The sequence below is a fragment of the Luteimonas aestuarii genome (genome assembly GCF_004357985.1).
GTDB classification, from domain to species: domain Bacteria; phylum Pseudomonadota; class Gammaproteobacteria; order Xanthomonadales; family Xanthomonadaceae; genus Luteimonas; species Luteimonas aestuarii.
Genome location: NZ_SMTF01000001.1, coordinates 121,184 through 145,999, shown reverse-complemented (window position 1 = coordinate 145,999; position 24,816 = coordinate 121,184). Strand labels below are relative to the sequence as shown.

21 protein-coding genes and 1 tRNA gene are annotated in these 24,816 nt (G+C 66.7%); all 22 read left to right on the top strand.

Annotated features, from left to right (window positions below):
- Window positions 1-7 precede the first annotated feature (7 nt).
- The 22 genes from E2F46_RS00655 to pnp all read left to right on the top strand — a co-directional run bounded on the left by E2F46_RS00655 (window position 8) and on the right by pnp (window position 24,515).
- A complete protein-coding gene (locus E2F46_RS00655; RefSeq protein ID WP_133320258.1) occupies window positions 8-364 on the top strand; it encodes an NADH-quinone oxidoreductase subunit A in 357 nt (118 codons plus the stop codon).
- On the top strand, window positions 355-942 hold the full coding sequence (locus tag E2F46_RS00650; RefSeq protein WP_133320257.1) for a NuoB/complex I 20 kDa subunit family protein: 588 nt from the start codon (window positions 355-357) through the stop codon (window positions 940-942). The genes E2F46_RS00655 and E2F46_RS00650 overlap by 10 nt, the downstream gene beginning before the upstream one ends.
- Window positions 935-1,708 (top strand): NADH-quinone oxidoreductase subunit C, encoded by a 774-nt coding sequence (locus tag E2F46_RS00645; protein WP_133320256.1) that lies wholly within the window; start codon window positions 935-937, stop codon window positions 1,706-1,708. Before E2F46_RS00650 ends, E2F46_RS00645 begins: the two co-directional genes overlap by 8 nt.
- The gene (locus E2F46_RS00640) at window positions 1,705-3,006 is read left to right on the top strand and encodes an NADH-quinone oxidoreductase subunit D (RefSeq protein WP_133320255.1); all 1,302 of its coding nucleotides are present in this window, start codon (window positions 1,705-1,707) and stop codon (window positions 3,004-3,006) included. The genes E2F46_RS00645 and E2F46_RS00640 overlap by 4 nt, the downstream gene beginning before the upstream one ends.
- Window positions 3,003-3,530, top strand: a complete 528-nt coding sequence (gene nuoE, locus E2F46_RS00635) for an NADH-quinone oxidoreductase subunit NuoE (RefSeq protein ID WP_133320254.1) — start codon at window positions 3,003-3,005, stop codon at window positions 3,528-3,530. The genes E2F46_RS00640 and nuoE overlap by 4 nt, the downstream gene beginning before the upstream one ends.
- Window positions 3,530-4,894 carry an NADH-quinone oxidoreductase subunit NuoF gene (gene nuoF, locus E2F46_RS00630; protein ID WP_133320253.1) on the top strand — a complete coding sequence of 455 codons (1,365 nt, stop codon included), beginning with the start codon at window positions 3,530-3,532 and terminating at the stop codon, window positions 4,892-4,894. The genes nuoE and nuoF overlap by 1 nt, the downstream gene beginning before the upstream one ends.
- Complete coding sequence (nuoG, locus tag E2F46_RS00625) at window positions 4,891-7,149, top strand: NADH-quinone oxidoreductase subunit NuoG (RefSeq protein ID WP_133320252.1); 2,259 nt, start codon at window positions 4,891-4,893, stop codon at window positions 7,147-7,149. The genes nuoF and nuoG overlap by 4 nt, the downstream gene beginning before the upstream one ends.
- Window positions 7,150-7,214: 65 nt before the next feature.
- Window positions 7,215-8,255: an NADH-quinone oxidoreductase subunit NuoH gene (nuoH, locus tag E2F46_RS00620; protein ID WP_425599787.1), complete on the top strand. Its 1,041-nt coding sequence runs from the start codon at window positions 7,215-7,217 to the stop codon at window positions 8,253-8,255.
- On the top strand, window positions 8,255-8,743 hold the full coding sequence (gene nuoI, locus E2F46_RS00615; RefSeq protein WP_133320250.1) for an NADH-quinone oxidoreductase subunit NuoI: 489 nt from the start codon (window positions 8,255-8,257) through the stop codon (window positions 8,741-8,743). Before nuoH ends, nuoI begins: the two co-directional genes overlap by 1 nt.
- A gap of 3 nt (window positions 8,744-8,746) precedes the next feature.
- A complete protein-coding gene (locus E2F46_RS00610) occupies window positions 8,747-9,397 on the top strand; it encodes an NADH-quinone oxidoreductase subunit J (RefSeq protein WP_133320249.1) in 651 nt (216 codons plus the stop codon).
- Window positions 9,397-9,720 (top strand): NADH-quinone oxidoreductase subunit NuoK, encoded by a 324-nt coding sequence (nuoK, locus tag E2F46_RS00605; protein ID WP_133320248.1) that lies wholly within the window; start codon window positions 9,397-9,399, stop codon window positions 9,718-9,720. The genes E2F46_RS00610 and nuoK overlap by 1 nt, the downstream gene beginning before the upstream one ends.
- Before the next feature lie 13 nt (window positions 9,721-9,733).
- Entirely contained in the window at window positions 9,734-11,857 is a 2,124-nt protein-coding gene (nuoL, locus tag E2F46_RS00600) for an NADH-quinone oxidoreductase subunit L (protein ID WP_133320247.1), read from the top strand.
- Window positions 11,858-11,861: 4 nt separating this feature from the next.
- The gene (locus E2F46_RS00595) at window positions 11,862-13,373 is read left to right on the top strand and encodes an NADH-quinone oxidoreductase subunit M (RefSeq protein WP_133320246.1); all 1,512 of its coding nucleotides are present in this window, start codon (window positions 11,862-11,864) and stop codon (window positions 13,371-13,373) included.
- Window positions 13,374-13,385: 12 nt separating this feature from the next.
- The gene (gene nuoN / locus E2F46_RS00590) at window positions 13,386-14,849 is read left to right on the top strand and encodes an NADH-quinone oxidoreductase subunit NuoN (protein ID WP_133320245.1); all 1,464 of its coding nucleotides are present in this window, start codon (window positions 13,386-13,388) and stop codon (window positions 14,847-14,849) included.
- Window positions 14,850-15,263: 414 nt separating this feature from the next.
- Window positions 15,264-15,340, top strand: a tRNA-Met gene (locus tag E2F46_RS00585).
- A gap of 186 nt (window positions 15,341-15,526) precedes the next feature.
- The gene (rimP, locus tag E2F46_RS00580; RefSeq protein WP_133320244.1) at window positions 15,527-16,084 is read left to right on the top strand and encodes a ribosome maturation factor RimP; all 558 of its coding nucleotides are present in this window, start codon (window positions 15,527-15,529) and stop codon (window positions 16,082-16,084) included.
- 81 nt (window positions 16,085-16,165) lie between these two features.
- Window positions 16,166-17,677, top strand: a complete 1,512-nt coding sequence (nusA, locus tag E2F46_RS00575) for a transcription termination factor NusA (RefSeq protein ID WP_133320243.1) — start codon at window positions 16,166-16,168, stop codon at window positions 17,675-17,677.
- 95 nt (window positions 17,678-17,772) lie between these two features.
- Entirely contained in the window at window positions 17,773-20,358 is a 2,586-nt protein-coding gene (infB, locus tag E2F46_RS00570) for a translation initiation factor IF-2 (RefSeq protein WP_165967303.1), read from the top strand.
- A gap of 18 nt (window positions 20,359-20,376) precedes the next feature.
- Window positions 20,377-20,748, top strand: coding sequence for a 30S ribosome-binding factor RbfA (gene rbfA, locus E2F46_RS00565; RefSeq protein ID WP_133320577.1), 372 nt, complete (start codon window positions 20,377-20,379; stop codon window positions 20,746-20,748).
- Between the two features lie 81 nt (window positions 20,749-20,829).
- Window positions 20,830-21,798 carry a tRNA pseudouridine(55) synthase TruB gene (truB, locus tag E2F46_RS00560; protein ID WP_133320241.1) on the top strand — a complete coding sequence of 323 codons (969 nt, stop codon included), beginning with the start codon at window positions 20,830-20,832 and terminating at the stop codon, window positions 21,796-21,798.
- Window positions 21,799-21,958: 160 nt separating this feature from the next.
- Entirely contained in the window at window positions 21,959-22,219 is a 261-nt protein-coding gene (gene rpsO, locus E2F46_RS00555; RefSeq protein WP_133320240.1) for a 30S ribosomal protein S15, read from the top strand.
- Window positions 22,220-22,406: 187 nt separating this feature from the next.
- Complete coding sequence (gene pnp, locus E2F46_RS00550) at window positions 22,407-24,515, top strand: polyribonucleotide nucleotidyltransferase (protein ID WP_133320239.1); 2,109 nt, start codon at window positions 22,407-22,409, stop codon at window positions 24,513-24,515.
- Window positions 24,516-24,816 lie beyond the last annotated feature (301 nt).

The following is a 24,816-nucleotide window of genomic DNA, read 5'->3' as shown; positions in this document are numbered from 1 at the left end:
ACAACGCGTGCTGGCCGAATACCTGCCGACCCTGCTGTTCCTGTTCGTTGCCACCGGTATCGGCATCGCGTTGCTGATCATCGGCAACCTGCTGGGCCCGAAGCGCCCGAGCGCCGAGAAGCTGTCCGCGTACGAGTGCGGATTCAGCGCATTCGAAGACGCGCGCATGCAGTTCGACGTGCGCTACTACCTCATCGCCATCCAGTTCATCGTCTTCGACCTGGAAATCATCTTCATCGTGCCGTGGGCCACCGTGTTCCGCGACCTCGGCGTGCTGGGGCTGATCGAGATGGGCATCTTCGCCGGCATGCTGCTGCTCGGCTTCATCTACGTGTGGAAGAAGGGGGCGCTCGAATGGGAGTGATCCAGGCCATTCGCGGGCTTGCCGATTCGGCCAGCAACCCGCTGCCCGAAGGCCGCATCGACGACATCCTGCGTCCCGAGGGCGACAATCCGCTGCTCGAGCAGGGCTTCGTGACCACCAGCTCCGACGTGCTGCTCAACTGGGCGCGCACCGGCTCGATGTGGCCGATGACCTTCGGCCTGGCGTGCTGCGCGGTGGAGATGATGCATGCCGGTGCCGCGCGCCTGGACCTGGACCGCTACGGCGTGGTGTTCCGGCCGTCGCCGCGCCAGTCCGACGTGATGATCGTCGCCGGCACCCTGGTCAACAAGATGGCCCCGGCGCTGCGCAAGGTCTACGACCAGATGCCCAACCCGAAGTGGGTGATCTCGATGGGCAGCTGCGCCAACGGTGGCGGTTACTACCACTACTCCTACGCCGTGGTGCGCGGCTGCGACCGCATCGTGCCGGTCGACGTGTACGTGCCGGGCTGCCCGCCGACCGCGGAAGCGCTGGTGTACGGCATCCTGCAGCTGCAGAAGAAGATCCGTCGCGCCAGCAACTTCGGCGACGAGAAGACGGGGATGCGCAATGGCTGATCGCATCGATCGGGAGTCCGCTACGGCGTTCGCCGGGCGCCTGCGCGCACGCTTCCCGGATGCCGAGGTGTCCGTGGCGCTGCCGCGCGGTGAAGTCGGCATCGTCACCGCTGGCGACTGGCTTGCGACCTGCCAGGTGCTGCGCGACGAGTTCGGCTTCGAATCGCTGGTCGACCTGTGCGGGCTGGACCTGCTGGGCTATGGCAGCGACGAGTGGGATACGGATACGTCGTCCGAAGGCTTCAGTCGAGGCGTGGAAGGCCGTGGCCCGGGTCGCTTCGCCTATGGCGAGGCGCCTTCGCAACAATTGCCCCAACCCGATGGCGAGGGCGCGATTCCCTTGCCGGAGCGCCGATTCGCCGCGGTCGCGCAACTGCTGTCTGTCCAGCACAACCGTCGCCTGCGCGTGACCTGCCTGGCGCAGGACGATGCGCTGCCGGTGGTGTCGTCGCTGACCGGGCTGTGGCCGGTGGCCAACTGGTTCGAGCGTGAGGCGTTCGACCTGTTCGGCATCATCTTCGAAGGCCATCCGGACCTGCGCCGCATCCTGACCGACTACGGGTTCGTGGGCCATCCGTTCCGCAAGGACTTCCCGCTGATCGGCAATGTCGAGGTGCGCTACGACGCCGAGAAGCAACGCGTGGTGTACGAACCGGTGACCTCGGTCGAGCCGCGCGTGCTGGTGCCGCGCGTGATCCGCGACGACGCGCGCTACGCGACGGCCGTCGGCGAACAGATGGCGCGCAGGGCAGGGGGTGCGAAGTGAGTGCAGTGCCCAACGTTCCCGCAGCCAGCGCGACCTCCGGTACCAGGCAGGAGATCCGCAGCTACACCTTGAACTTCGGCCCGCAGCATCCGGCCGCGCACGGCGTGTTGCGCCTGATCCTGGAAATGGACGGCGAGACGGTGGTGCGTGCCGACCCGCATATCGGGCTGCTGCATCGTGGCACCGAGAAGCTGGCCGAGTCCAAGCCGTTCAACCAGTCGATCGGCTACATGGATCGCCTGGACTACGTGTCGATGATGTGCAACGAGCACGCCTACGTGCGCGCCATCGAGAGCCTGATGGGCATCGAGGCGCCGGAACGCGCGCAGTACATCCGCACGCTGTTCGACGAGGTCACCCGCATCCTCAACCACCTGATGTGGGTGGGTTCGAATGCGCTCGACCTCGGCGCGATGGCGGTGTTCCTGTACGCGTTCCGCGAGCGCGAGGAACTGATGGACGTGTACGAGGCGGTCAGCGGCGCACGCATGCACGCCACGTACTACCGCCCGGGTGGCGTCTACCGCGACCTGCCGGACCACATGCCGAAGTACCGCGAGTCGCCGTGGCGCAAGGGCGGCAAGCTTAAGCGCTTCAACGAGTGGCGCGAAGGCTCGATGCTGGATTACCTGGAGGCGTTCGCCAACGACTTCCCGACCCGCGTCGACGAGTACGAGACGCTGCTCACCGACAACCGCATCTGGAAGCAGCGCACCGTCGGCATCGGCGTGATCCCGCCGGAACAGGCGCTGGCCTGGGGCATGAGCGGCCCGATGCTGCGCGGTTCGGGCGTGGCCTGGGACCTTCGCAAGAAGCAGCCGTACGCGAAGTACGACGTGGTGGACTTCGACATTCCGGTCGGCGTCAACGGCGACTGCTACGACCGCTACCTGGTGCGCATCGCGGAAATGCGGCAGTCCACGCGCATCATCCAGCAGTGCGTGCGCTGGCTGAAGGCCAATCCCGGCCCGGTGATGGTCGACAACTACAAGGTCGCGCCTCCCTCCCGCGAGGAGATGAAGGACGACATGGAAGCGCTGATCCACCACTTCAAGCTGTTCACCGAAGGCTACTGCGTGCCGGCGGGCGAGACGTACTGCGCGGTCGAGGCGCCGAAGGGCGAGTTCGGCTGCTACCTCGTCAGCGACGGCGCCAACAAGCCGTTCCGCGTGCACCTGCGCGCACCCGGCTTCGCCCACCTGTCGTCGATGGACGAGATCGTGAAGGGCCACATGCTGGCCGACGTGGTGGCGATGATCGGCACCTATGACGTCGTGTTCGGAGAGATCGACCGATGAGAGCGACCGGCAACTTCGAGAATGCGCGCAACGTCGACCCGATGGTGGTGCTGAGCGACGACACGCGTGCGCACATCGACCACTGGCTGACCAAGTTCCCGCCGGACCGCAAGCGCTCGGCCGTGCTGCCGGGCCTGCACGCTGCGCAGGCGCAGAACCAGGGCTACCTGACCGACGAACTGATCGCCGGCGTTGCCAAGTACCTCGACCTGCCGCCGGTGTGGGCCTACGAGGTGGCGACGTTCTATTCGATGTTCGAGACGCAGAAGGTCGGCCGCAACAACGTCGCGTTCTGCACCAACATCAGCTGCTGGCTCAACGGTGCCGAAGACCTGGTCGCGCATGCCGAGAAGAAGCTGGGCTGCAAGTTGGGCGAATCCACCGCCGACGGCCGCGTCTACCTCAAGCGCGAGGAAGAGTGCGTGGCTGCGTGCTGCGGCGCGCCGGTGGTGGTGATCAACGGGCATTACCACGAGAAGCTCTCTCCCGAGAAAGTGGACGAGCTGCTGGACGGGTTGAAGTAATGGCAGGGCACTCCCACTATTCCGAAGGTTATGGTCCCGTCGGCCCCGCGCCGAAGGAGTACCAGGCCGTCTACACCACGTTGCATTTCGACAAGCCGTGGTCGTACGAAAACTACCTCAAGACCGGCGGTTACAGCGCGCTGCGCAAGATCCTCGAGGAGAAGATCCCGCCGGCCGACGTGATCGAGATGGTCAAGCAGTCCGGCCTGCGCGGCCGCGGCGGCGCGGGCTTCCCGACCGGCCTGAAGTGGAGCTTCATGCCCAAGGGCGAGATGCAGAAGTACATCCTCTGCAACTCGGACGAATCCGAGCCGGGCACCGCCAAGGATCGCGACATCCTGCGCTACAACCCGCATTCGGTCATCGAGGGCATGGCGATTGCCTGCTACGCCACCGGCGCCAGCGTGGGCTACAACTACCTGCGCGGCGAGTTCCACCACGAACCCTTCGAGCATCTCGAGGAAGCCACTGCCGAGGCCTACAAGCACGGTTGGCTGGGCAAGGACATCCTCGGCTCCGGCATCGACATCGACCTGTACAACGCGCTGGGCGCGGGTGCCTACATCTGCGGCGAAGAGACCGCGCTGATGGAGTCGCTGGAAGGCAAGAAGGGCCAGCCGCGGTTCAAGCCGCCGTTCCCGGCCAACTTCGGCCTGTACGGCAAGCCGACCACGATCAACAACACCGAGACCTTCGCCTCGGTGCCGGCCATCGTGCGCAACGGCGCCGAGTGGTTCCTGGGGCTGGGCAAGCCGAACAACGGTGGCTGCAAGATCTTCTCGGTGTCGGGTCATGTCACCAGGCCGGGCAATTACGAACTGCGCCTCGGCACGCCGTTCTCCGAACTACTGGAAATCGCCGGCGGCCTGCGCCCCGGGCGCGCGCTGAAGGGCGTGATTCCCGGTGGTTCGTCGATGCCGGTGCTGCCGGGCGAAACCATCCTGGGCCTGACCATGGATTACGACGCGCTGCAGAAGGCCGGGTCCGGCCTGGGCTCGGCGGCGGTGATCGTGATGGACGACACCACCTGCATGGTGCGTGCCTGCCAGCGCATCGCGCGCTTCTACTACGCCGAGAGCTGCGGCCAGTGCACGCCCTGCCGCGAAGGCACCGGCTGGATGTACCGCATGGTCACGCGCATCGTGAACAAGGAAGCGACGCTGGACGACCTGCAGATGCTGCGTGCCGCCGCGGGCCAGATCGAGGGCCACACCATCTGCGCCTTCGGTGAAGCCGCGGCGTGGCCGGTGCAGGGCTTCCTGCGCCATTTCTGGGACGAGTTCGAATACGCCATCGTCAACAAGCGCTTCCTGGTCGACGACCAGTTGGCCGGCACCGTGGTGCCGAAGGCGGTGGCGGCATGAGTGCGCAGCCGGTGAATCCAGATCTGCCGCCAGACCACGTCACCGTGTTCATCGACGGCGTCGAGATGGCCGCGCCGAAGGGCTCGATGATCATCCATGCCGCCGACAAGGCCGGCATCCCGATCCCGCGTTTCTGCTACCACGACAAGCTGTCGATCGCCGCGAATTGCCGCATGTGCCTGGTCGACACCGAAGTCGGCGGCCGTTCCGCGCCGAAGCCGTCGCCGGCCTGCGCCACGCCGGTGATGGACGGCCTGAAGGTGTTCACGCGCAACGACAAGGCGCTCAAGGCGCAGCGCAACGTGATGGAGTTCCTGCTGATCAACCATCCGCTCGACTGCCCGATCTGCGACCAGGGCGGCGAGTGCGAGCTGCAGGACCTGTCGCTGGGCTACGGCCGCTCGGTCAGCCGTTTCAGCGAGCGCAAGCGCGTCGTCGCCGACGAGGACATGGGGCCGCTGGTCGCCACCGAGATGACCCGCTGCATCCAGTGCACGCGCTGCGTGCGCTTCACCGCGGAGGTCGCCGGCACCTACGAGCTGGGCGGCATGCAGCGTGGCGAGAACCTGCAGATCGGCACCTACGACGGCAAGCCGCTGACCACGGAACTGTCGGGCAACGTGATCGACGTGTGCCCGGTCGGTGCGTTGACCAACAAGGTGTTCCGCTTCCGCGCGCGCCCATGGGAGCTGATCGCGAAGGAGTCGCTGGGCTTCCACGACGCGCTCGGCAGCAACCTGTTCCTGCACTTGCGTCGTGGCGACGTGATGCGCGCCGTGCCGCGCGACAACGAAGCGGTCAACGAGTGCTGGCTGTCGGACCGCGACCGCTATTCGCACCAGGGCCTGTACGCCGAAGATCGCGCGACGGTACCGCTGGTGCGCGTTGCGTCCAATGGCGACGCGGGCGACTGGCGCGAAGCGTCGTGGGACGAAGCGCTGGCCAAGGCCGCGCAGATCCTGCGCGACAACGGCGCCGACAACCTCGGCGTGCTGGTGCATCCGGCCACCTCGAACGAGGAGGGTGCGTTGCTGGCGCGCCTGGCGGAAGGCCTGGGAACGGGCAACCTCGACCACCGCATCGCGCAGCGCGACCTGTCCGACGGCGCGACCGCGACGCAGTTTGCCACGCCGGTCGCGGAGATCGAACAGGCCGATGCCATCGTCATCGTCGGCTCGAACCTGCGCCACGAAGTACCGCTGCTGCACCAGCGCGTGCGCAAGGCGTGGAAGCAGGGTGCCAGGGTGCACGTGGTCAATCCGGTCGATTTCGAGTTCGCGTTCGACATCGCCTCCAAGGCCATCGTCGCCCCGTCGAAGCTCGCCGATGCGCTGGGTTCGACCGAACTGGCCAGGGCTGTCGAAGGCGCCAACCACGTCGCGGTGATCCTCGGCGCGGTCGCCGAGAATGGCATGCATGCCGCGGCGATCCGTGCGGCTGCGGCCGATTTCGCCAAGCGCGCCAACGGCACGCTCAACCGCATCCCGCAGGGCGCGAACGCGCTGGGCCTGTCGCGTCTGGGCGTGCTGCCGACGACGCGCGATGCCAATGCGATGCTCGCCGAGCCGCGTGCCGCCTACGTGATCCACGGCATCGAGCCGGGCCTCGATTTCGCCGACCAGGCCGCCGCGATGAAGGCGTTGGGCGGCGCGCAGGTGGTGGCCTTCAGCCACTTCGCCTGTGCTTCGACGCGCCGCGTGGCCGATGTGATCCTGCCGATCGCGACCCTGTTCGAGAACGACGCCACGCTGGCCAATCTCGATGGCCGCGAACAGCGCGCCGTGGCTGCCGGCAAGTTGCCGGGCGACGCCCGCCAGGGCTGGAAGGTGCTGCGCGCACTCGGTGGCGAACTGGGACTGCCGGGGTTCGAGTTCACCGATCTCGCCGGCCTGCGTGCCGGGATCTCCGCACGCGACGTCGCCGTCCAGGCCGGTGCCGCGCCGCAGGCGGGGCAGGGCGGGCTGGAGCTGGCCGTGTCGCAGGCGATCTACCGCGTCGATGGGCTCACGCGTCGTGCCGCGGCGCTGCAGGCGCATCCGCTGACCGTCGGCCCGCGCGTCACCCTGCATCCGCAGGACGCCAGCGCCGCGGGCCTGTCCGAGGGCGCGATGGCGAAGGTCTCCAACGGCTCAGGCACGGCCACGCTGCAGGTGGGCATCAGCGACAGCGTTGCGCCCGGCGCGGCGTGGGTCGAGTCCGGTTATGGCGCCACGGCCGCACTGGGCGGCGGTCGCGTCGAAGTGGAGGCCGCATGAGCAGTACCGCGACCAATACCGCCACCATCCTGGGCAACGTGACCCAGCCCGTCCATGACCTGCTGATGTCGCTGGGCTGGATCGGCGCCGTCGTCTGGATCGTGCTGAAGATCCTCGCCATCGCCGTGCCGGTCATCGTGTCGGTGGCGTTCTACGTGGTGTGGGAGCGCAAGCTGATCGGCTGGATGCACGTGCGCCACGGGCCGATGTACGTGGGCTGGGGCATCCTCCAGGCCTTCGCCGACGTGTTCAAGCTGCTGTTCAAGGAAGTCATCCAGCCGAGCAGCGCGCAGAAATCACTGTACGTGCTGGCGCCGTTGATCGTGCTGGCGCCGTCGTTCGCGGCCTGGGCGGTGATTCCGTTCGACGCGCAGCTGGTGCTGTCCAATGCCAATGCCGGCCTGCTGTACCTGCTGGCGATGACCTCGCTGGGCGTGTATGGCGTGATCCTCGCCGGCTGGGCATCGAACTCGAAGTACGCCTTCCTCGGTGCGATGCGTTCGGCCGCGCAGGTGGTGAGCTACGAGATCGCGATGGGCTTCGCGCTGGTCGGCGTGATGATCGGCGCGGGCAGCCTCAACCTGACCGAGATCGTGATGTCGCAGGCGGGCAACGCCGGCCTGTTCGAGTGGTTCTGGCTGCCGATGCTGCCGCTGTTCGTCATCTACTTCATCTCCGGCGTGGCCGAGACCAACCGCGCGCCGTTCGACGTGGTGGAGGGCGAGTCGGAGATCGTCGCCGGGCACATGGTGGAGTACTCCGGTTCGGCGTTCGCGCTGTTCTTCCTGGCCGAGTACGCCAACATGATCCTGGTCAGCTTCCTGACCGCGATCTTCTTCCTGGGCGGCTGGTTGTCGCCGATCCCGGCGGCGTTCATCCCGGACATCCCGGTGCTCGGCACGTTGCTCGGCGACGGCTGGTGGTGGCTGTTCGCCAAGGTGTTCTTCTTCGCCAGCTGTTTCATCTGGTTCCGCGCCTCGTTCCCGCGCTACCGCTACGACCAGATCATGCGGCTGGGCTGGAAGGTGTTCATTCCGTTGAGCATCGCGTGGATCGTGGTGGTCGCACTGATGGCGTATTTCGGCGTGTTCGAGGCAGGGCAGTGATGGCCAAGTTCGTTGCATGGTTCCGCAGCCTGTTCCTGCTCGAGTTGCTGGGCGGGCTGTGGTTGACGCTGAAGTACCTGTTCCGTCCCAAGTACACCTTGATGTACCCGATGGAAAAGACCCCGCAGTCGCCGCGGTTCCGCGGCCTGCATGCGCTGCGCCGCTACCCGAACGGCGAGGAGCGCTGCATCGCCTGCAAGCTGTGCGAGGCGGTGTGCCCGGCGCTGGCGATCACCATCGACTCCGAGCAGCGCGCCGACGGCACCCGCCGCACCACGCGCTACGACATCGACCTGTTCAAGTGCATCTACTGCGGCTTCTGCGAAGAGTCCTGCCCGGTCGACTCGATCGTCGAGACCCACGTGCACGAATACCACTTCGAACACCGCGGCGAGAACATCGTCACCAAGCCGCAGCTGCTCGCCATCGGCGACCGCCTCGAGGCCGAGATCGCCGAACGCCGCGCCGCCGACGCCGCCTACAGGTAAGCCATGGACCTCGCCCTGCTCGCATTCCTCGCTTTCTCCGTCGTGGCCGTGATGTCGGCCGGCGCGGTGATCAGCGTCAAGAACCCGGTGCATGCCGCGCTGTTCCTGGTGCTGACCTTCTTCACCGTGGCCTGCACATGGATCCTCGCCGGCGCCGAGTTCCTCGGCGTGGCGCTGATCCTGGTCTACGTGGGCGCGGTGATGGTGCTGTTCCTGTTCGTGGTGATGATGCTGGACATCGACGTGGTGCCGCTGCGCGAGGGCTACGTGCGTTACCTGCCGGTGGGCCTGCTGGTCGCGGTGGTGATGCTGGTCGAGATGCTGGCGCTGATCGGCCTCAAGGCGCGCATGGCGCCGTTCCCGGTCGACGCCGCCGAAGCGCAGGGCGTCTCGAACATCACCTGGCTTGGCCGCCGCCTGTTCACCGACTTCCTGCTGCCGTTCGAAGTGGCCGGCCTGATCCTCACCGTCGCCGTCGTGGCGGCCGTGATCCTGACGCTGCGCCGCCGCGAGGGTACCAAGCACCAGAATCCGGGCGAGCAATCGCGCGCGCGTGCCGCCGACCGGGTGCGGCTGGTCAGCATGCCGGCCGAACGGCGGGTCGAGGAAACGCCGCCCACGGGCGACGTCCCGGGCGAAGGGGAGGCGAAATAATGGACGTGTTCGGGCAAGGCCTTGCCTTGGGCCACTACCTTGCGCTGGGCGCGGTGCTGTTCTGCATCAGCGTGGCGGGCATCTTCCTCAACCGGAAGAACGTGATCATCCTGCTGATGTGCATCGAGCTGATGCTGCTGGCGGTGAACATCAATTTCATCGGCTTCTCGCGCCAGTTCGGCGACGAATCGGGCCAGATTTTCGTGTTCTTCATCCTCACCGTGGCCGCGGCCGAGGCCGCGATCGGCCTGGCCATCCTGGTGGTGCTGTTCCGCAACCGGCGCACGATCAACGTGGCCGAACTCGATATGTTGAAGGGCTGATCCGATGCCGGGTATGGAAATCACCCTCTCCAAGACCATCCTGCTGGTGGTGGTGCTGGCACCGCTGCTGGGCGCGATCGTCGCCGGGTTCTTCGGTCGCCAGGTGGGCCGCGTCGGTGCGCACACCGCGACCATCCTCGGCGTCGCCGTCAGCTGCGCGCTGTCGGTCTACGTGCTGTGGCAGCTGGTCTGGCAGGGCGCGGCGCCGTTCAACCAGAACGTCTATACGTTCTTCGAGGTGGGCAACTATTCGGCGCACGTCGGCTTCATGGTCGACAAGCTGACCGCGATGATGATGGTGGTGGTGACCTTCGTGTCGCTGCTGGTGCACGTGTACACCATCGGCTACATGCACGAGGATCCGGGCTACCAGCGGTTCTTCAGCTACATCAGCCTGTTCACCTTCTCGATGCTGATGCTGGTGATGGGCAACAACTTCCTGCAGCTGTTCTTCGGCTGGGAAGCGGTGGGCCTGGTGTCGTACCTGCTGATCGGTTTCTGGTTCAAGCGGCCGACCGCCATCTTCGCCAACATGAAGGCGTTCCTGGTCAACCGCGTGGGCGACTTCGGCTTCCTGCTGGGCATTGCCGGCGTGCTGTACTGGTTCGGCTCGCTGGACTACGCCACCGTGTTCGCCAATGCCGGCGACACCATCGGCGGCGGACAGGTGGTGCAGATCATCCCGGGCATGGAATGGTCGGTGGCCACGCTGATCTGCATCTGCCTGTTCATCGGCGCGATGGGCAAGTCGGCGCAGGTGCCGCTGCACGTGTGGCTGCCGGACTCGATGGAAGGCCCTACCCCCATCTCGGCGCTGATCCACGCCGCGACGATGGTCACCGCGGGCATCTTCATGGTCGCGCGCATGTCGCCGCTGTTCGAACTGAGCGAGATGGCGCTGGCCTTCATCCTGTTCATCGGCGCCACCACGGCGTTCTTCACCGGCCTGATCGGCATGGTGCAGAACGACATCAAGCGGGTGGTGGCCTACTCCACGCTGTCGCAGCTCGGTTACATGACCGTGGCTCTGGGCGTGTCCGCGTATTCGGCCGCGGTGTTCCACCTGATGACGCACGCCTTCTTCAAGGCGCTGCTGTTCCTGGCGGCCGGCTCGGTGATCATCGGCATGCACCACGAGCAGGACATGCGCAAGATGGGCGGCCTGCGCAAGTACATGCCGATCACCTTCTGGACCAGCGTCATCGGCACGCTGGCGCTGATCGGCACGCCGTTCTTCAGCGGGTTCTACTCGAAGGACACGATCATCGAGGCCGCGAAACACGGCGGCGCCACGATGGGCTGGGTGGGCACCTATGCCTACTGGGCGGTGCTGCTGGGCGCGTTCGTCACGTCCTTCTACAGCTTCCGCCTGCTGTACATGACCTATTTCGGCGAAGAGCGTTTCCGCCACGCCGAGCCCTCGCATCCGCACGTGGCGCACGACGAGCACGGGCAGGAAACCCGCCACGAGCCGCTGCACGAGGACGCCCACGGCCACCATGCCGACGATCCGCACCACGGCGTGCACGAGCCGCACGAGTCGCCGTGGGTGGTGACGCTGCCGCTGATCCTGCTGTCGATCCCGTCGATCCTGGTCGGCTACTTCACCGTCGGCCCGATGCTGTTCGGTACGGACTGGACCGGCCACCACGAGGCGGCACCGTTCTTCCTGGGCGCGATCGACGTATCCGCCGCGCGCGACAGCGTGGTGATGGTGAAGGACGCGCTGTGGCACGGCCCGGCGGCGTTCGCGCTGCACGGCTTCATCGCGCCGGCGTTCTGGCTGGTGGTCGCCGGCTTCGCGCTGGCGACGGTGATGTACTGGTGGAAGCCGCACCTGCCGGCGAAGGTCGGGCATGCCCTGCGGCTGCCGATCCGCATCCTCGAGAACAAGTACGGCATGGACGACCTGTGGATCAAGGGGTTCGCCGGCGGCGGCCTGCTGCTGGGCGAGGCCTCGCGCCAGGTCGACAGCAAGGTGATCGATGGCGCCGCGGTCAACGGCAGCGCCCGCATCGTCGACCTGGTGTCCGGCGTGCTGCGCAAGGTGCAGACCGGCCGCCTGTACAACTACGCCTTCGCGATGATCGTCGGCCTGATCGTGCTGCTGGCGGTGCTGATCCGCAACTGGACCTGATGCAATGCAGAACCTGCCTCTCCTCAGCATCCTGATCTGGCTGCCGATCCTCGGCGGCGCACTGGTGCTTGCGCTGGGCGACCGCCGCGCCGAGCTGGCGCGCTGGGTCTCGCTGGGCATCGCGCTGGCGGTGTTCCTGGTCAGCCTGCCGCTGTTCACCGGCTTCGATTACACCGCCACGGCGATGCAGTTCGTCGAGCGCCGCGAGTGGATCCCCGCCTACGACATCCAGTACCACCTGGGCGTGGACGGCATCTCGGTCGCGCTGATCATCCTGACCACGCTGACCACCGCGCTGGTGCTGATCGGTGCCTGGACCTCGATCGGCAAGCGCGTCAACCAGTACTACGCGGCGATGCTGGTGCTGGAAGGCCTGATGATCGGCGTGTTCTCGGCCGTCGACGCCATGCTGTTCTACGTGCTGTTCGAAGGCATGCTGATCCCGATGTTCATCATCATCGGCGTCTGGGGCGGCCCGCGGCGCGTGTACGCATCGATCAAGTTCTTCCTGTACACCTTCCTCGGCTCGGTGTTCATGCTGATCGGGCTGGTGTACCTGTACCTGAAGGCCGGCAGCTGGCAGTTGCCGGACCTGTACGCGCTGCCGCTGACCGCGACCGAGCAGATGTGGCTGTTCTTCGCCTTCCTCGCCGCCTTCGCGGTGAAGGTGCCGATGTTCCCGGTGCACACCTGGTTGCCGGACGCGCACGTCGAGGCGCCGACCGGCGGCTCGGTGATCCTGGCGGCGATCATGCTGAAGATCGGCGGCTACGGCTTCCTGCGCTTCAGCCTGCCGATCACGCCCGATGCCGGCAACGACTGGGCGTGGCTGCTGATCGCGCTGTCGCTGGTGGCGGTGGTGTACGTGGGCATGGTGGCCCTGGTGCAGCAGGACATGAAGAAGCTGATCGCCTATTCGTCCGTCTCGCACATGGGTTTCGTCACCCTGGGCACGTTCATCGCGTTCGCGCTGGTGCGCGAGTCGGGCAACACCGATGCCGCGCGCCTCGGCCTGCAGGGCGCGATGGTGCAGATGATCTCGCACGGCTTCATCTCCGGCGCCATGTTCTCGTGCGTGGGCGTGCTCTACGACCGCATGCACACGCGCATGATCAAGGACTACGGCGGCGTGGCGAACACCATGCCCTGGTTCGCGTTCTTCATGGTGCTGTTCGCGATGGCCAACGCCGGCCTGCCGGGCACGTCGGGCTTCGTCGGCGAGTTCATGGTGATCCTGGCCAGCTTCCAGCAGCATCCGCTGATCGCCTTCACCGCCGCCATCACCCTGGTGGTCGGTGCGGCCTACACGCTGTGGCTGGTGAAGCGGGTGATGTTCGGCGAGGTCGGCAACGCGCACGTCGCGCAGCTGCAGGACATCAACGGACGCGAGTGGCTGGTGCTGGGCGTGTTCGCGGCCGGCGTGCTGGCGATCGGCGTCTATCCGAAGCCGCTGACCGACCTGATGGAACCGTCCATCGCGCAGCTGGTGAGCCATCTCGCCGCGAGCAAGCTTTGAGGTGATGTGTCGATGAGTGCTGCCCCGTTCGTTCCACCCGTCCGCACCCTCGCCGAGTTCGCGCCGCTGCTGCCCGAACTGACGGTGATCTTCGGCGCGTTCGCGCTGCTGATGCTCGACCTGTTCCTGGACGAGCGCCGCCGCATCTGGACCAACGCGCTGTCCATCGTGGTGCTGCTCACGGCTGCCGCGATGATCGTGTTCGGCGTGGGCGGGCATGGCGAGGTGATGGAGGGCGTGTTCGTGCGCGACACCGGCGCGGACATCCTCAAGCTCGTGGTGCTGGTGGTATCGGCGGCGTCGCTGGCCTACCTGTGGTCGTCGCTGCGCGAGCGCGGCCTGTACCAGGGCGAGGCCTCGATCCTGTTGCTGTTCACCGTGGTCGGCATGATGCTGCTGATGTCCGCGGGCAACCTGACCATGGTCTACCTCGGCCTTGAGCTGATGGCGCTGTCCACCTGCGCGCTGATCGCCTTCGATCGCGACAACCCCAGGGCCACAGAAGCGGCGATGAAGAGCTTCATCCTCGGCGCGCTGGCCTCGGGCATGCTGCTGTACGGCATGTCGCTGCTGTATGGCGCGACCGGTACGCTGTCGCTCGACGGCATCCGCGAGGCCATCGGTACGGTGACTGGCGAGAACCGCGTGCTGCTGCTGACCGGCATGGTGTTCGTGATCGCCGGCGTGGCGTTCAAGTTCGGTGCGGCTCCGTTCCATATGTGGCTGCCCGACACCTACCACGGTGCGCCGACGGCGATGACCGTGTTCATCTGCGCCACCCGCGACGTGGCCGCGTTCGCGATGGCCTGGCGCCTGTTCGAAGTGGCGATGGGCCCATTGCACGACCAGTGGCAAAGCCTGGTGGCGATGTTGGCGGTGCTGTCGCTGGCGGTGGGCAACCTGATCGCCATCGCACAGACCAACCTCAAGCGCATGCTGGCGTATTCGACGGTGTCGCACGTCGGCTTCCTGCTGATGGGCATCGCCGGCGGCGGACCGATCGGGTTCTCTGCATCGATGTTCTATGCGATCAGCTACTCGATCATGTCGGCGGCAGCCTTCGGTGCCATCGTCATGCTCTCGCGCAAGGGCTTCGAGGCCGAGCGCATCGAGGACTACAAGGGCCTCAGCACCCGCAGCCCGTGGATGGCGGGACTGGTGCTGATCGTCATGGCGTCGCTGGCGGGCGTGCCGCCGCTGCTTGGATTCTGGGCGAAGATGGCGGTGTTGCGCGCGGCGCTGGATGGCGGCCTGATGTGGCTGGCCATCGCCGGCGTGGTGTTCGCGGTGATCGGCGCGTTCTACTACCTGCGACTGATCAAGGTGATGTACTTCGACGAGCCGGTCGGCGAAGCGGTGCTGCCGCGCAAGAGCATCGGCCTGCGCGCGATGTTCGCGGTCAACGCGCTGGCGCTGCTGGGCCTGGGCCTGTTCTGGAGCCCGATCATGGCGTGGTGCCAGCAGGCGTTCGCCTGACCCCCTCCCTCTGCTGCAAAGGCGGCGGAGGGATGGCAAAGGCTGGAGTGGGCGACGCGGGTGTAGTGCCGGTCGCCATCGCAAGTCGCCGCCCGATATCGGCTTGGTTGCGATGGCGACCGGCACTACACCTAGAATTTCGCTCCCAACTCCGTTCCCAAAGCAATCGCCGTGCGTCTGCCATAGGCTTCGACTTGCTTTTTTGCGATCCACCGCAAGGACCTTGGGAGCGTCTGCCTGGTGTCATGCCGACCAAGCGGATATCGGGCCGCGATTCGGCGTGACACCAGGCAGATGCTCCACGCAGCCTCTCCCCAGCGATCCCGCCTCTTCCAGACCCGGAACGACGTTCAGCACGCGGCGTTGTCCCGGGCTTGTAAAAACGACCGGGCATCCGCATAATTCCGCTTCTGCTGCGGGGTGGAGCAGTCTGGCAGCTCGTCGGGCTCATAACCCGAAGGTCGCAGGTTCAAATCCTGCCCCCGCTACCAGCTTTCGTTTGCCGGGATTCCATGAGCATTTCAGGGAGTCCCGTGGATACGGAAGTCGGGCTTCGTCGAAGCATCTGCTCGCTTCGACGCCGAAATCCAGTGGTATCGGACAAGGGGCCCAATGGGCCCCTTGTTGCGTTCCGGGGTTCGGTTTTCCAGGCACAGGTTTCCATACACAGGCATCGCGTGACCGACAAGGCGACACACATTTCGGCACTGCTGGCCCCGACCGTCGCGTCGCTGGGGCTGGAATTGCTGGGCATCGAATACCTGCCGGCCCCCGGCGGAGCGGTGCTGCGCCTGTATATCGACGTGCCGGAAGCCGAGGCCGAGACGCGCCACGTGGCCATCGAGGACTGCGAGGCCGTCAGTCGCGAGGTGTCGGCGCAGCTCGATGTGGAAGACCCGATTTCCGGCAACTACACGCTGGAAGTGTCGTCGCCCGGCATCGACCGTCCGCTGTTCACGCCGGCGCAGTTCGCGCGCTACGTGGGGCAGCAGGCCAAGGTGGGTCTGAAACTGCCGCAGGATGGCCGGCGCAGGTTGCAGGGCACGATCGTCGCGGTGGACGAGGGCAGGGTGAGCTTCGAGGTCGATGGCCAGCCGTTCGACGTGGCGTCCGACAACATCGACAAGGCGCGTCTGCTCCCCGACTGGGCCGCGCTGGGCCTGGCGCCGGGCAAGGACGGCAAGAAGAAGGGTGCGTCCGGCGGCAAGGCGGCCGGCAAATCCGGCAAGCATTGAGCGTGTCCGGCCGGGTGCCGGGCGGGAATCCAACCAACGGCGGCCTTTGGCTGCCACATGCTGAAGTGAAGTGACACCACGATGAGTAAAGAACTGCTGCTAGTCGTCGATGCCGTCGCCAACGAGAAGGGCGTGCCCGAGACCGTGATCCTCGAGGCGATCGAGGCCGCGCTGGCCACCGCCGCGAAGAAGCGTTACCACGAACAGGACGTACTGACCCGCGTGCAGATCGACGCGAAGGACGGCAGCTACGAGACCTTCCGCCGCTGGGAAGTGGTGGCCGACGACGTGGTGATGGAATCGCCCGACCGCCAGATCCGGCTGATGGATGCCGTGGACGAGGCCGAAGGCGTCGAGGTGGGCGACTACATCGAGGAACAGATCGAGAACGTCGATTTCGGTCGCATCGCCGCGCAGGCCGCCAAGCAGGTGATCGTGCAGCGCGTGCGCGAGGCCGAGCGGCAGCAGGTGGTCGATGCCTGGAAGGACCGCATCGGCGAGCTGGTCACCGGCGTGGTCAAGCGCGTCGAGCGTGGCAACGTCTACGTGGACCTCGGCGGCAACGCCGAAGCCTTCATCCCCAAGGACAAGGCGATCCCGCGCGATGTCGTGCGCGCCGGCGACCGCATCCGCGGCTACCTGTTCGACGTGCGCAGCGAGCCCCGCGGCCCGCAGCTGTTCATCAGCCGCGCCGCGCCGGAATTCATGATGGAGCTGTTCAAGCTCGAGGTGCCGGAAGTCGGCCAGGGACTGGTCGAGATCAAGGCCTGCGCACGCGACCCTGGTGATCGCGCCAAGATCGCCGTGATCGCCTACGACACGCGCACCGACCCCATCGGCGCCTGCATCGGCATGCGCGGTTCGCGCGTGCAGGCGGTGAGCAACGAATTGAACGGCGAGCGCGTGGACATCGTGCTGTGGTCGGACAACCCCGCCCAGTTCGTGATCAACGCCATGGCGCCGGCCGAGGTGCAGTCCATCGTGGTCGACGAGGACAAGCACTCGATGGACCTTGCCGTGGCCGAGGACAAGCTGGCCCAGGCGATCGGCAAGGGCGGCCAGAACGTGCGCCTCGCCAGCCGCCTGAGCGGTTGGCAGCTCAACGTCATGACCCAGGACCAGGTGACCGAGAAATCGGAAGCCGAGCAGGCCGCCGCCCGCGTCCTGTTCCAGGAAAAGCTGGAAGTGGACGAGGAAATCGCCGGCATCCTGGTGGCCGAGGGCTTCAGCACGGTCGAGGAAATCGCCTACGTGCCGGTCGGCGAGCTGCTGGCGGTCGAGGGCTTCGACGAGGACATCGTCGAGGAACTGCGCTCGCGCGCCCGCGACGCGCTGCTGAACGATGCGCTGGCGGTCGAGGAAGAGCTGGACGAGAACGCGCCCACGGAGGACCTGCTGGCGCTGGATGGCATGGACGAGGCGACTGCCTTCGCCCTGGCCGAGAACGGCATCCGCACGGCCGAGGACCTTTCCGACCTGGGGGCCGACGAAGTAGCCGAATTCGGCATCGATGGGCTGGACGAGGAACGCGCTGCGGCGCTGATCCTGGCGGCCCGAGCCGAGGAAATCGCACGGTTGGAGCGCGGCGAATGACCCCGCGATGAACGCCGCCCTGCGCCTCCAAGGGCTTAGAATCCGCGTTTCCCTTGCTCTCGGCGAGGGGGCGCCACACAGAGCATAGGATCCGAATGTCGCAACAAACCACCATCCGCAAGCTTGCCGCCCTGGTCAATACGCCGGTCGAGAAACTGCTGGAGCAGCTGTCCGAAGCGGGCATGCCCTTCAGCGATCCCGACCAGGTGGTGACCAGTGCCGAGAAGCTGAAGCTGCTGGGTTTCCTGAAGCGCGCGCACGGCAAGGGCGACAAGCCCGCCGAGGAAGCGATCGCGCCGAAGAAGATCACGCTCAATCGCACGCGCAAGCAGGAAATCACCGTTGGCGGCGGCAAGAACAAGGCCACCGTCGACGTGGTGGTGCGCAAGAAGGTCACGCTGGTCAAGCCGACCGAGGCGAAGACGCCCGAGCAGGAGCAGGACGCCGAGCGTGCCGAGATCCTGCGCAAGCTGGAGGAATCGCGCCAGCGCAACCTGTCCGAGCAGCAGCGGCTGGAAGAAGACGACCGCCGTCGCGCCGAGGAAGCCGCGGAACAGAAGCGCAAGGAAGAAGCCGAGGCCGAGCGCCTGCAGGCCGAAGCCGCGCTGGCCGCGGCCTTGCCGGCCGAGGACGACCCTGCCGCGCGCAAGGCCCATGGCCACGGTCATCCCAAGCCGGCCGCGCCGCGCACGGATGATCGCGCCGGCCACAAGGGCAAGCCGCATCGCGGTTCGCACGCGATGGTCGCGGGCGTGGAGGACGATGAGAACGCCGCGCGCTTCGCCGGACAGTTGCACCTCAGCGCGTCCGAACGCGCTCGCCGCAGCACTTCGCGCGGCAAGCCCAAGCCGCGCCGCAACATCGAGCAGTCGCGCAGCGGTTCGGCCGGTCCGCATGGCTTCGAACGCCCGACCGCGCCGGTGGTGCGTGAAGTGGCGGTCGGCGAGGCGATCACCGTGGCCGACCTGGCGCAGAAGCTTGCGATGAAGGGCGGCGACGTGGTCAAGGCGCTGTTCAAGATGGGGGTCATGGCCACCATCACCCAGTCCATCGACCACGACACCGCGGTGCTGGTGGTCGAGGAACTGGGCCACAGGGCCGTGGCCGCCGAAAGCGACGACGCCGAGACCGAGCTGCTGGCGCATGCCGGCGAGCTGCAGGGCGAGAAGGCGGCGCGTCCGCCGGTGGTCACCATCATGGGCCACGTCGACCACGGCAAGACCTCGCTGCTCGACTACATCCGCCGCACCAAGGTGGCGTCGGGCGAAGCCGGCGGCATTACCCAGCACATCGGTGCGTACCACGTCGAAACCGACAAGGGCGTCATCAGCTTCCTCGACACCCCCGGCCATGCGGCGTTCACGTCGATGCGCGCCCGTGGCGCGAAGTTGACCGACATCGTGGTGCTGGTGGTGGGTGCCGATGATGGCGTGATGCCGCAGACGGTCGAGGCGATCCAGCATGCGCGCGCCGCCAAGGTGCCGCTGATCATCGCGATCAACAAGATCGACAAGTCCGATGCCGACCCCGGCAGGATCCGCAACGAGCTGCTCGAGCACGACGTGGTGGCCGAGGACTTCGGCGGCGATGTGCAGATGGTCGAGCTGTCGGCCAAGACCGGCCTGGGCGTCGACAACCTGCTGGACGCGATCTCGCTGCAGGCCGAAGTGCTGGAGCTGCAGGCCGTGGCCGAAGGTCGCGCCAATGGCGTGGTCATCGAATCCTCGCTGGACAAGGGCCGTGGCCCCGTGGCGACGGTGCTGGTGCAGCAGGGCCGGCTGGAGAAGGGCGACTACCTGGTGTGCGGTGTGCAGTACGGCCGCGTGCGTGCGCTGTTCGACGAGACCGGCGCGCAGGTGCAGTCGGCGGGCCCGTCGATCCCGGTGCAGGTCCTCGGCCTGTCGGGCGTGCCCGATGCCGGCGACGACTTCGTGGTGGTCGCCGACGAGCGGCTTGCCAAGGACGTGGCCCAGCAGCGCGAGGCCAAGCGCCGTGAGTCGCGACTGGTCGCCGCCGCCGGCAACCGCATGGAAGACATCATGGCCCAGATGGGCCAGAGCGAGGCGCAGCAGCAGCTCAACCTCGTGGTCAAGGCCGACGTGCAGGGCTCGGTGGAAGCGCTGCGCCAGGCGCTGACAGGCCTGTCGAACGAGCAGATCCGGATCAACGTGATCGTCTCGGGCGTCGGCGGCATCACCGAGTCCGATGCCAACGCCGCGGCGACCGCCAAGGCGACGATCATCGGCTTCAACGTCCGTGCCGACGCGTCCGCGCGCAAGATCATCGAGAACGGCAACCTCGACCTGCGCTACTTCTCCATCATCTACGACGTGATCGACCAGGTGAAGCAGGTGGCGTCCGGCCTGCTGGGCGTGGAGATCCGCGAGGAGATCATCGGCATCGCCGAGGTCCGCGACGTGTTCCGCAGCTCCAAGTTCGGCGCGGTGGCGGGCTGCATGGTCACGGAGGGCGTGGTCAAGCGTTCCAAGCCGATCCGCGTGCTGCGCGACAACACCGTGGTGTTCGAGGGCGAGCTGGAATCGCTGCGTCGCTTCAAGGACAACGTCGACGAAGTCCGCAGCGGCACCGAATGCGGCATCGGCGTGAAGGCGTACAACGACGTGCAGCCGGGCGACCAGATCGAATGCTTCGAGCGCATCGAGGTGCAGCGCACGCTGTAAGGCGTGCGCATCGACCGCATGGCGCAGAAGTCCTTCCATCGTACCGACCGCGTGTCCGCCCAGCTCCGCCGCGAGCTGGGCACGCTGGTGCGCGAGGCCGTGCAGGAGCACGGCCTGCCTTCGCTCAGCGTGTCCGATGTGGAAGTCACGCGCGACATGGCGCATGCCAAGGTGTTCGTGACCGCCCTGCAGCCCGAACGCGCCGCCGAGGCGATGAAGGGCCTGAAGGCGGTGGCGCATGAGATCCGCTTTCGCCTGGCGCGGGCGGTGAAGCTGCGGCACGTGCCCGAGCTGCACTTCCATTACGACGATTCGGTCGATCGCGGCGAACGCATCGACAACCTGCTGCGCGACCTGCCGGATCTCGTGGATGACGAGCCTGCGCCGTAGGGCGGGTCTCGACCCGCCTTGAACGACGCGTCCGGACTGCCGCAGGCGCGGCGGGTCGAGACCCGCCCTACAATCGCGATGATGACCGCCCGCCCACGCACCAGGTTCAGGAAGCTCGACGGCATCCTGCTGCTCGACAAGCCGCGTGGCATCAGTTCCAACCAGGCGCTGCAGCGCGTACGCCACCTGTTCCGCGCCGAAAAGGGTGGCCATACCGGCAGCCTCGATCCGCTCGCGACCGGCCTGCTGCCGATCTGCTTCGGCGAAGCCACCAAGATCGCTGGCGGCCTGCTGGGTGCGCGCAAGGCCTACGACACCGTTGCGCGCCTGGGCGTGGTGACCGATACCGATGATGCCGATGGCCAGCCGCTGCGCGCGCGCGCGGTGCCCGACCTGCGCATCCCGCAGATCGATGAGGCATTGCGTGCCCTGACCGGGCGCATCCGGCAGCGGCCGCCGATCTATTCCGCACTCAAGCGCGGCGGCGAGCCGCTGTATGCCAAGGCGCGCCGCGGCGAGCAGGTGGAGGTGGAGGCACGCGAGGTGGACGTGCACGCATTCGCATTGCAGTCCGCCGGCGACCTGTTGGACGACCTGCAAGGCGTACCGCCGCAGTTGCGCCTGCACGTGGAGTGCGGCTCGGGCACCTACGTGCGTAGCCTCGTCCGCGACCTGGGTGAGGCGCTCGGCTGCGGGGCACACGTGGCCGAGTTGCGTCGGCTCTGGGTCGACCCGTTCAGGGAACCGAAGATGTGGAGCCTCGAGGAACTGCAGGCGCTGGCCGGGCGGGGCGAACGCAGCCTGGAGGCCTGCCTGCTGCCGGTCGAGCGGGGCATGTCCGCTTGGGCGCCTGCGGACGTGGACGCCACGCAGGCCCGGCGCCTGGCGCATGGACAGGCCGTGCAGGGCGGGTTCCGTGGAGACGGCCAGGTCGCCATTTTTGGCCCCGACGGTCGTGCCCTTGGATTGGGCGAGCTGTCCGACGGCTGCCTGCGGCCGACACGGCTGTTTGCCTGGGCTGCGGCGCAGGGGCCGGGCGCGTCCGCGTGAGCGCCTTGTCCACGGACGGCTGAGCCGTTACAATTCCGCGGCTTTTTCAAGCACTTCCGGCATCCTGCCGGTTCCATCCATCCAAGGCGGGCCAAGGCGGTAGGCCGTGCGTGTCGACGACACGGCGCTCTCTGCCTGCCACGCGTCAAGAGGCAACAGCATGTCCATCGACAACAGCAAGATCATCGAAGAACACAAGCGCGGCGACAACGACACCGGTAGCCCGGAAGTCCAGGTCGCCCTGCTGTCGGCGCGCATCGCGCACCTGACCGAGCACTTCAAGACCCACAAGAAGGACCACCATGGCAGGCGCGGCCTGCTGATGATGGTCAACCGTCGCCGCAGCCTGCTCGATTACCTGCATCGCAAGGATGCCGAGCGCTACAAGGCCCTGATCCAGAAGCTGGGCCTGCGCCGGTAAGCCGGACCACCGCCGCGGCGCAGAAATGCGCCGCGGCGTTGTTTTTGGGGCAGCCGATGCGGTTGTCCTGTTGTACGGGGCAGGACGCCCACACCCATCGCCAGCAATTCCGGTCGCGTGCACGCGGCCACCCGTCCGGGGCATGGGTCCCGGGTGGTCCAACGATCAAGACCCAAGGACATCCAACGTGGCAAAAGTGACCAAGACCTTCCAGTACGGCAACCAGGCCGTGACCCTCGAGACCGGCGAGATCGCCCGCCAGGCCGGCGGCGCCGTGATGGTGTCGTGCGAAGGCACCGTGCTGCTGGTCAGCGCCGTGGCCAACAAGACCGCACGCGAAGGCCAGGACTTCTTCCCGCTGACCGTGGATTACCAGGAAAAGTTCTATGCCGGTGGCCGCATCCCCGGCGGCTTCTTCAAGCGCGAAGGCCGCGCGACCGAGAAGGAGACGCTGATCTCGCGCCTGATCGATCGCCCGATCCGTCCACTGTTCCCCGATGGCTTCCGCAATGAAGTGCAGATCATCGCCACCGTGATGTCGATGAACCCGGAAGTCGACGGCGACATCCTCGCCCTGATCGGCGCGTCCGCCGCGCTGTCGCTGTCGGGCGCGCCGTTCGACGGGCCCATCGGCGCCGCCAAGGTCGGCTACAAGGACGGCCAGTACCTGCTCAACCCGACCGTCAGCGAGCTGAAGGATTCGGACCTGGAACTGGTGGTCGCCGGTACCGCGCCCGCGGTCCTGATGGTCGAATCCGAAGCGAAGGAACTGTCGGAAGACGTGATGCTGGGCGCCGTGATGTTCGGCCACCAGCAGATGCAGGTCGCGATCGCCGCGGTCAACGAACTGGTCGCCGAAGCGGGCAAGCCGAAGTGGGAATGGTCGGCCCCGGCCGCCAACGAAGGCCTGGTGTCCGCCATCCGCAATGCGGTGGGCGAGCAGCTCGCCAGCGCGTTCCAGGTGCGCGACAAGCTCGAGCGCAAGGACGCCATTTCCACCGTGAAGAAGGCGATCCTCGAGGCGCTCGCGCCGCAGGCCGAGGCAAATGCCTGGTCGTCCGGCGAGCTGTCGAAGGAATTCGGTGAGCAGGAATACCAGACCATGCGCAACTCGGTCCTCAAGACCAAGGTGCGTATCGACGGCCGCGCGCCCGACACCGTCCGCCCGATCGCGTCGAAGGTCGGCATCCTGCCACGCGTGCACGGCTCCTCGCTGTTCACTCGCGGCGAGACGCAGGCGATCGTGGCGGTGACCCTCGGCACCGCACGCGATGGCCAGATCATCGATGCCGTCGCCGGCGAGTACAAGGAACACTTCCTGTTCCACTACAACTTCCCTCCGTACTCGGTGGGTGAAGCCGGCCGCATGATGGGCCCGAAGCGTCGCGAGATCGGCCACGGCCGCCTCGCCAAGCGCGGCGTGCTCGCCGTGATGCCGACGATGGAAGAGTTCCCGTACACCATCCGAGTCGTCTCGGAAATCACCGAGTCGAATGGCTCCTCGTCGATGGCGTCGGTCTGCGGTTCCTCGCTGGCGCTGATGGACGCCGGCGTGCCGATCAAGGCGCCGGTCGCGGGCATCGCGATGGGCCTGGTGAAGGAAGGCGACGACTTCGTCGTGCTGTCGGACATCCTGGGCGACGAAGATCACCTGGGTGACATGGACTTCAAGGTGGCCGGTACCACCAATGGCATCTCGGCGCTGCAGATGGACATCAAGATCCAGGGCATCACCGAGGAGATCATGAGGGTCGCGCTGGCGCAGGCCAAGCAGGGCCGCCTCCACATTCTGGGCGAGATGGCCAACGCGCTGACCGAAGCCCGTCCCGAGCTCAGCGAGTTCGCGCCGCGCCTGATCACCATCAAGATCCATCCCGACAAGATCCGCGAAGTGATCGGCAAGGGCGGTTCGGTGATCCAGGCCATCACCAAGGAAACCGGCACCCAGATCGACATCCAGGACGACGGTACGATCACCATTGCCTCGGTCAATGCCGTTGCAGGCCAGGCCGCGAAGGACCGCATCGAGCAGATCACCTCCGACGTCGAGCCGGGTCGCATCTACGAGGGCAAGGTTGCCAAGATCATGGACTTCGGTGCGTTCGTCACCATCTCCCCCGGCAAGGACGGGCTGGTGCACGTCTCGCAGATTTCCAACGAGCGCGTCGAGAAGGTCGGCGACGTGCTCAAGGAAGGCGACGTGGTCAAGGTCAAGGTTCTCGAGGTCGACAAGCAGGGCCGCATCCGCCTGTCGATGAAGGCGATCGAGGAAGGCGAGGGCGTGCCGGCCGCGTAAGCCGCCGCCACGCACCTTCTACGCGTATCAGGAAAGAGCGGGCGGAAGCCCGCTCTTTTCGTTTGTCGATGGCGTCGGGCCTGCAGGCGATGCGAAAGCCGCATCCGCGTGCGCCTCCCCGGTGCCGCCGCAAGTCGCGGCCCGATATCCGCTTGGTTGCGACGGCATCGGGGCGGCGCTGTTACATCCGTGGATGCGGCGGCGGGATGCGACGAGCGGATGGATTGGCCGCGTTCGCGAGGAGCGCCTCCGTTCGCTACCTGCCGGCATCCGCGCGATGGCGCGGAGACATGGACGTTCG

What these genes read in the sequence shown, in the direction of transcription:
- E2F46_RS00610 (WP_133320249.1), top strand. Translation starts at nt 8,747, where the DNA reads ATGGACCTCGCCCTGCTCGCATTCCTCGCTTTCTCCGTCGTGGCCGTG.
- nuoL (WP_133320247.1), top strand. Translation starts at nt 9,734, where the DNA reads ATGGAAATCACCCTCTCCAAGACCATCCTGCTGGTGGTGGTGCTGGCA.
- nuoN (WP_133320245.1), top strand. Translation starts at nt 13,386, where the DNA reads ATGAGTGCTGCCCCGTTCGTTCCACCCGTCCGCACCCTCGCCGAGTTC.
- E2F46_RS00650 (WP_133320257.1), top strand. Translation starts at nt 355, where the DNA reads ATGGGAGTGATCCAGGCCATTCGCGGGCTTGCCGATTCGGCCAGCAAC.
- rbfA (WP_133320577.1), top strand. Translation starts at nt 20,377, where the DNA reads ATGGCGCAGAAGTCCTTCCATCGTACCGACCGCGTGTCCGCCCAGCTC.
- infB (WP_165967303.1), top strand. Translation starts at nt 17,773, where the DNA reads ATGTCGCAACAAACCACCATCCGCAAGCTTGCCGCCCTGGTCAATACG.
- nuoE (WP_133320254.1), top strand. Translation starts at nt 3,003, where the DNA reads ATGAGAGCGACCGGCAACTTCGAGAATGCGCGCAACGTCGACCCGATG.
- E2F46_RS00595 (WP_133320246.1), top strand. Translation starts at nt 11,862, where the DNA reads ATGCAGAACCTGCCTCTCCTCAGCATCCTGATCTGGCTGCCGATCCTC.
- nuoF (WP_133320253.1), top strand. Translation starts at nt 3,530, where the DNA reads ATGGCAGGGCACTCCCACTATTCCGAAGGTTATGGTCCCGTCGGCCCC.
- truB (WP_133320241.1), top strand. Translation starts at nt 20,830, where the DNA reads ATGACCGCCCGCCCACGCACCAGGTTCAGGAAGCTCGACGGCATCCTG.
- nuoH (WP_425599787.1), top strand. Translation starts at nt 7,215, where the DNA reads ATGTCGCTGGGCTGGATCGGCGCCGTCGTCTGGATCGTGCTGAAGATC.
- rpsO (WP_133320240.1), top strand. Translation starts at nt 21,959, where the DNA reads ATGTCCATCGACAACAGCAAGATCATCGAAGAACACAAGCGCGGCGAC.
- E2F46_RS00645 (WP_133320256.1), top strand. Translation starts at nt 935, where the DNA reads ATGGCTGATCGCATCGATCGGGAGTCCGCTACGGCGTTCGCCGGGCGC.
- nuoG (WP_133320252.1), top strand. Translation starts at nt 4,891, where the DNA reads ATGAGTGCGCAGCCGGTGAATCCAGATCTGCCGCCAGACCACGTCACC.
- nusA (WP_133320243.1), top strand. Translation starts at nt 16,166, where the DNA reads ATGAGTAAAGAACTGCTGCTAGTCGTCGATGCCGTCGCCAACGAGAAG.
- nuoI (WP_133320250.1), top strand. Translation starts at nt 8,255, where the DNA reads ATGGCCAAGTTCGTTGCATGGTTCCGCAGCCTGTTCCTGCTCGAGTTG.
- nuoK (WP_133320248.1), top strand. Translation starts at nt 9,397, where the DNA reads ATGGACGTGTTCGGGCAAGGCCTTGCCTTGGGCCACTACCTTGCGCTG.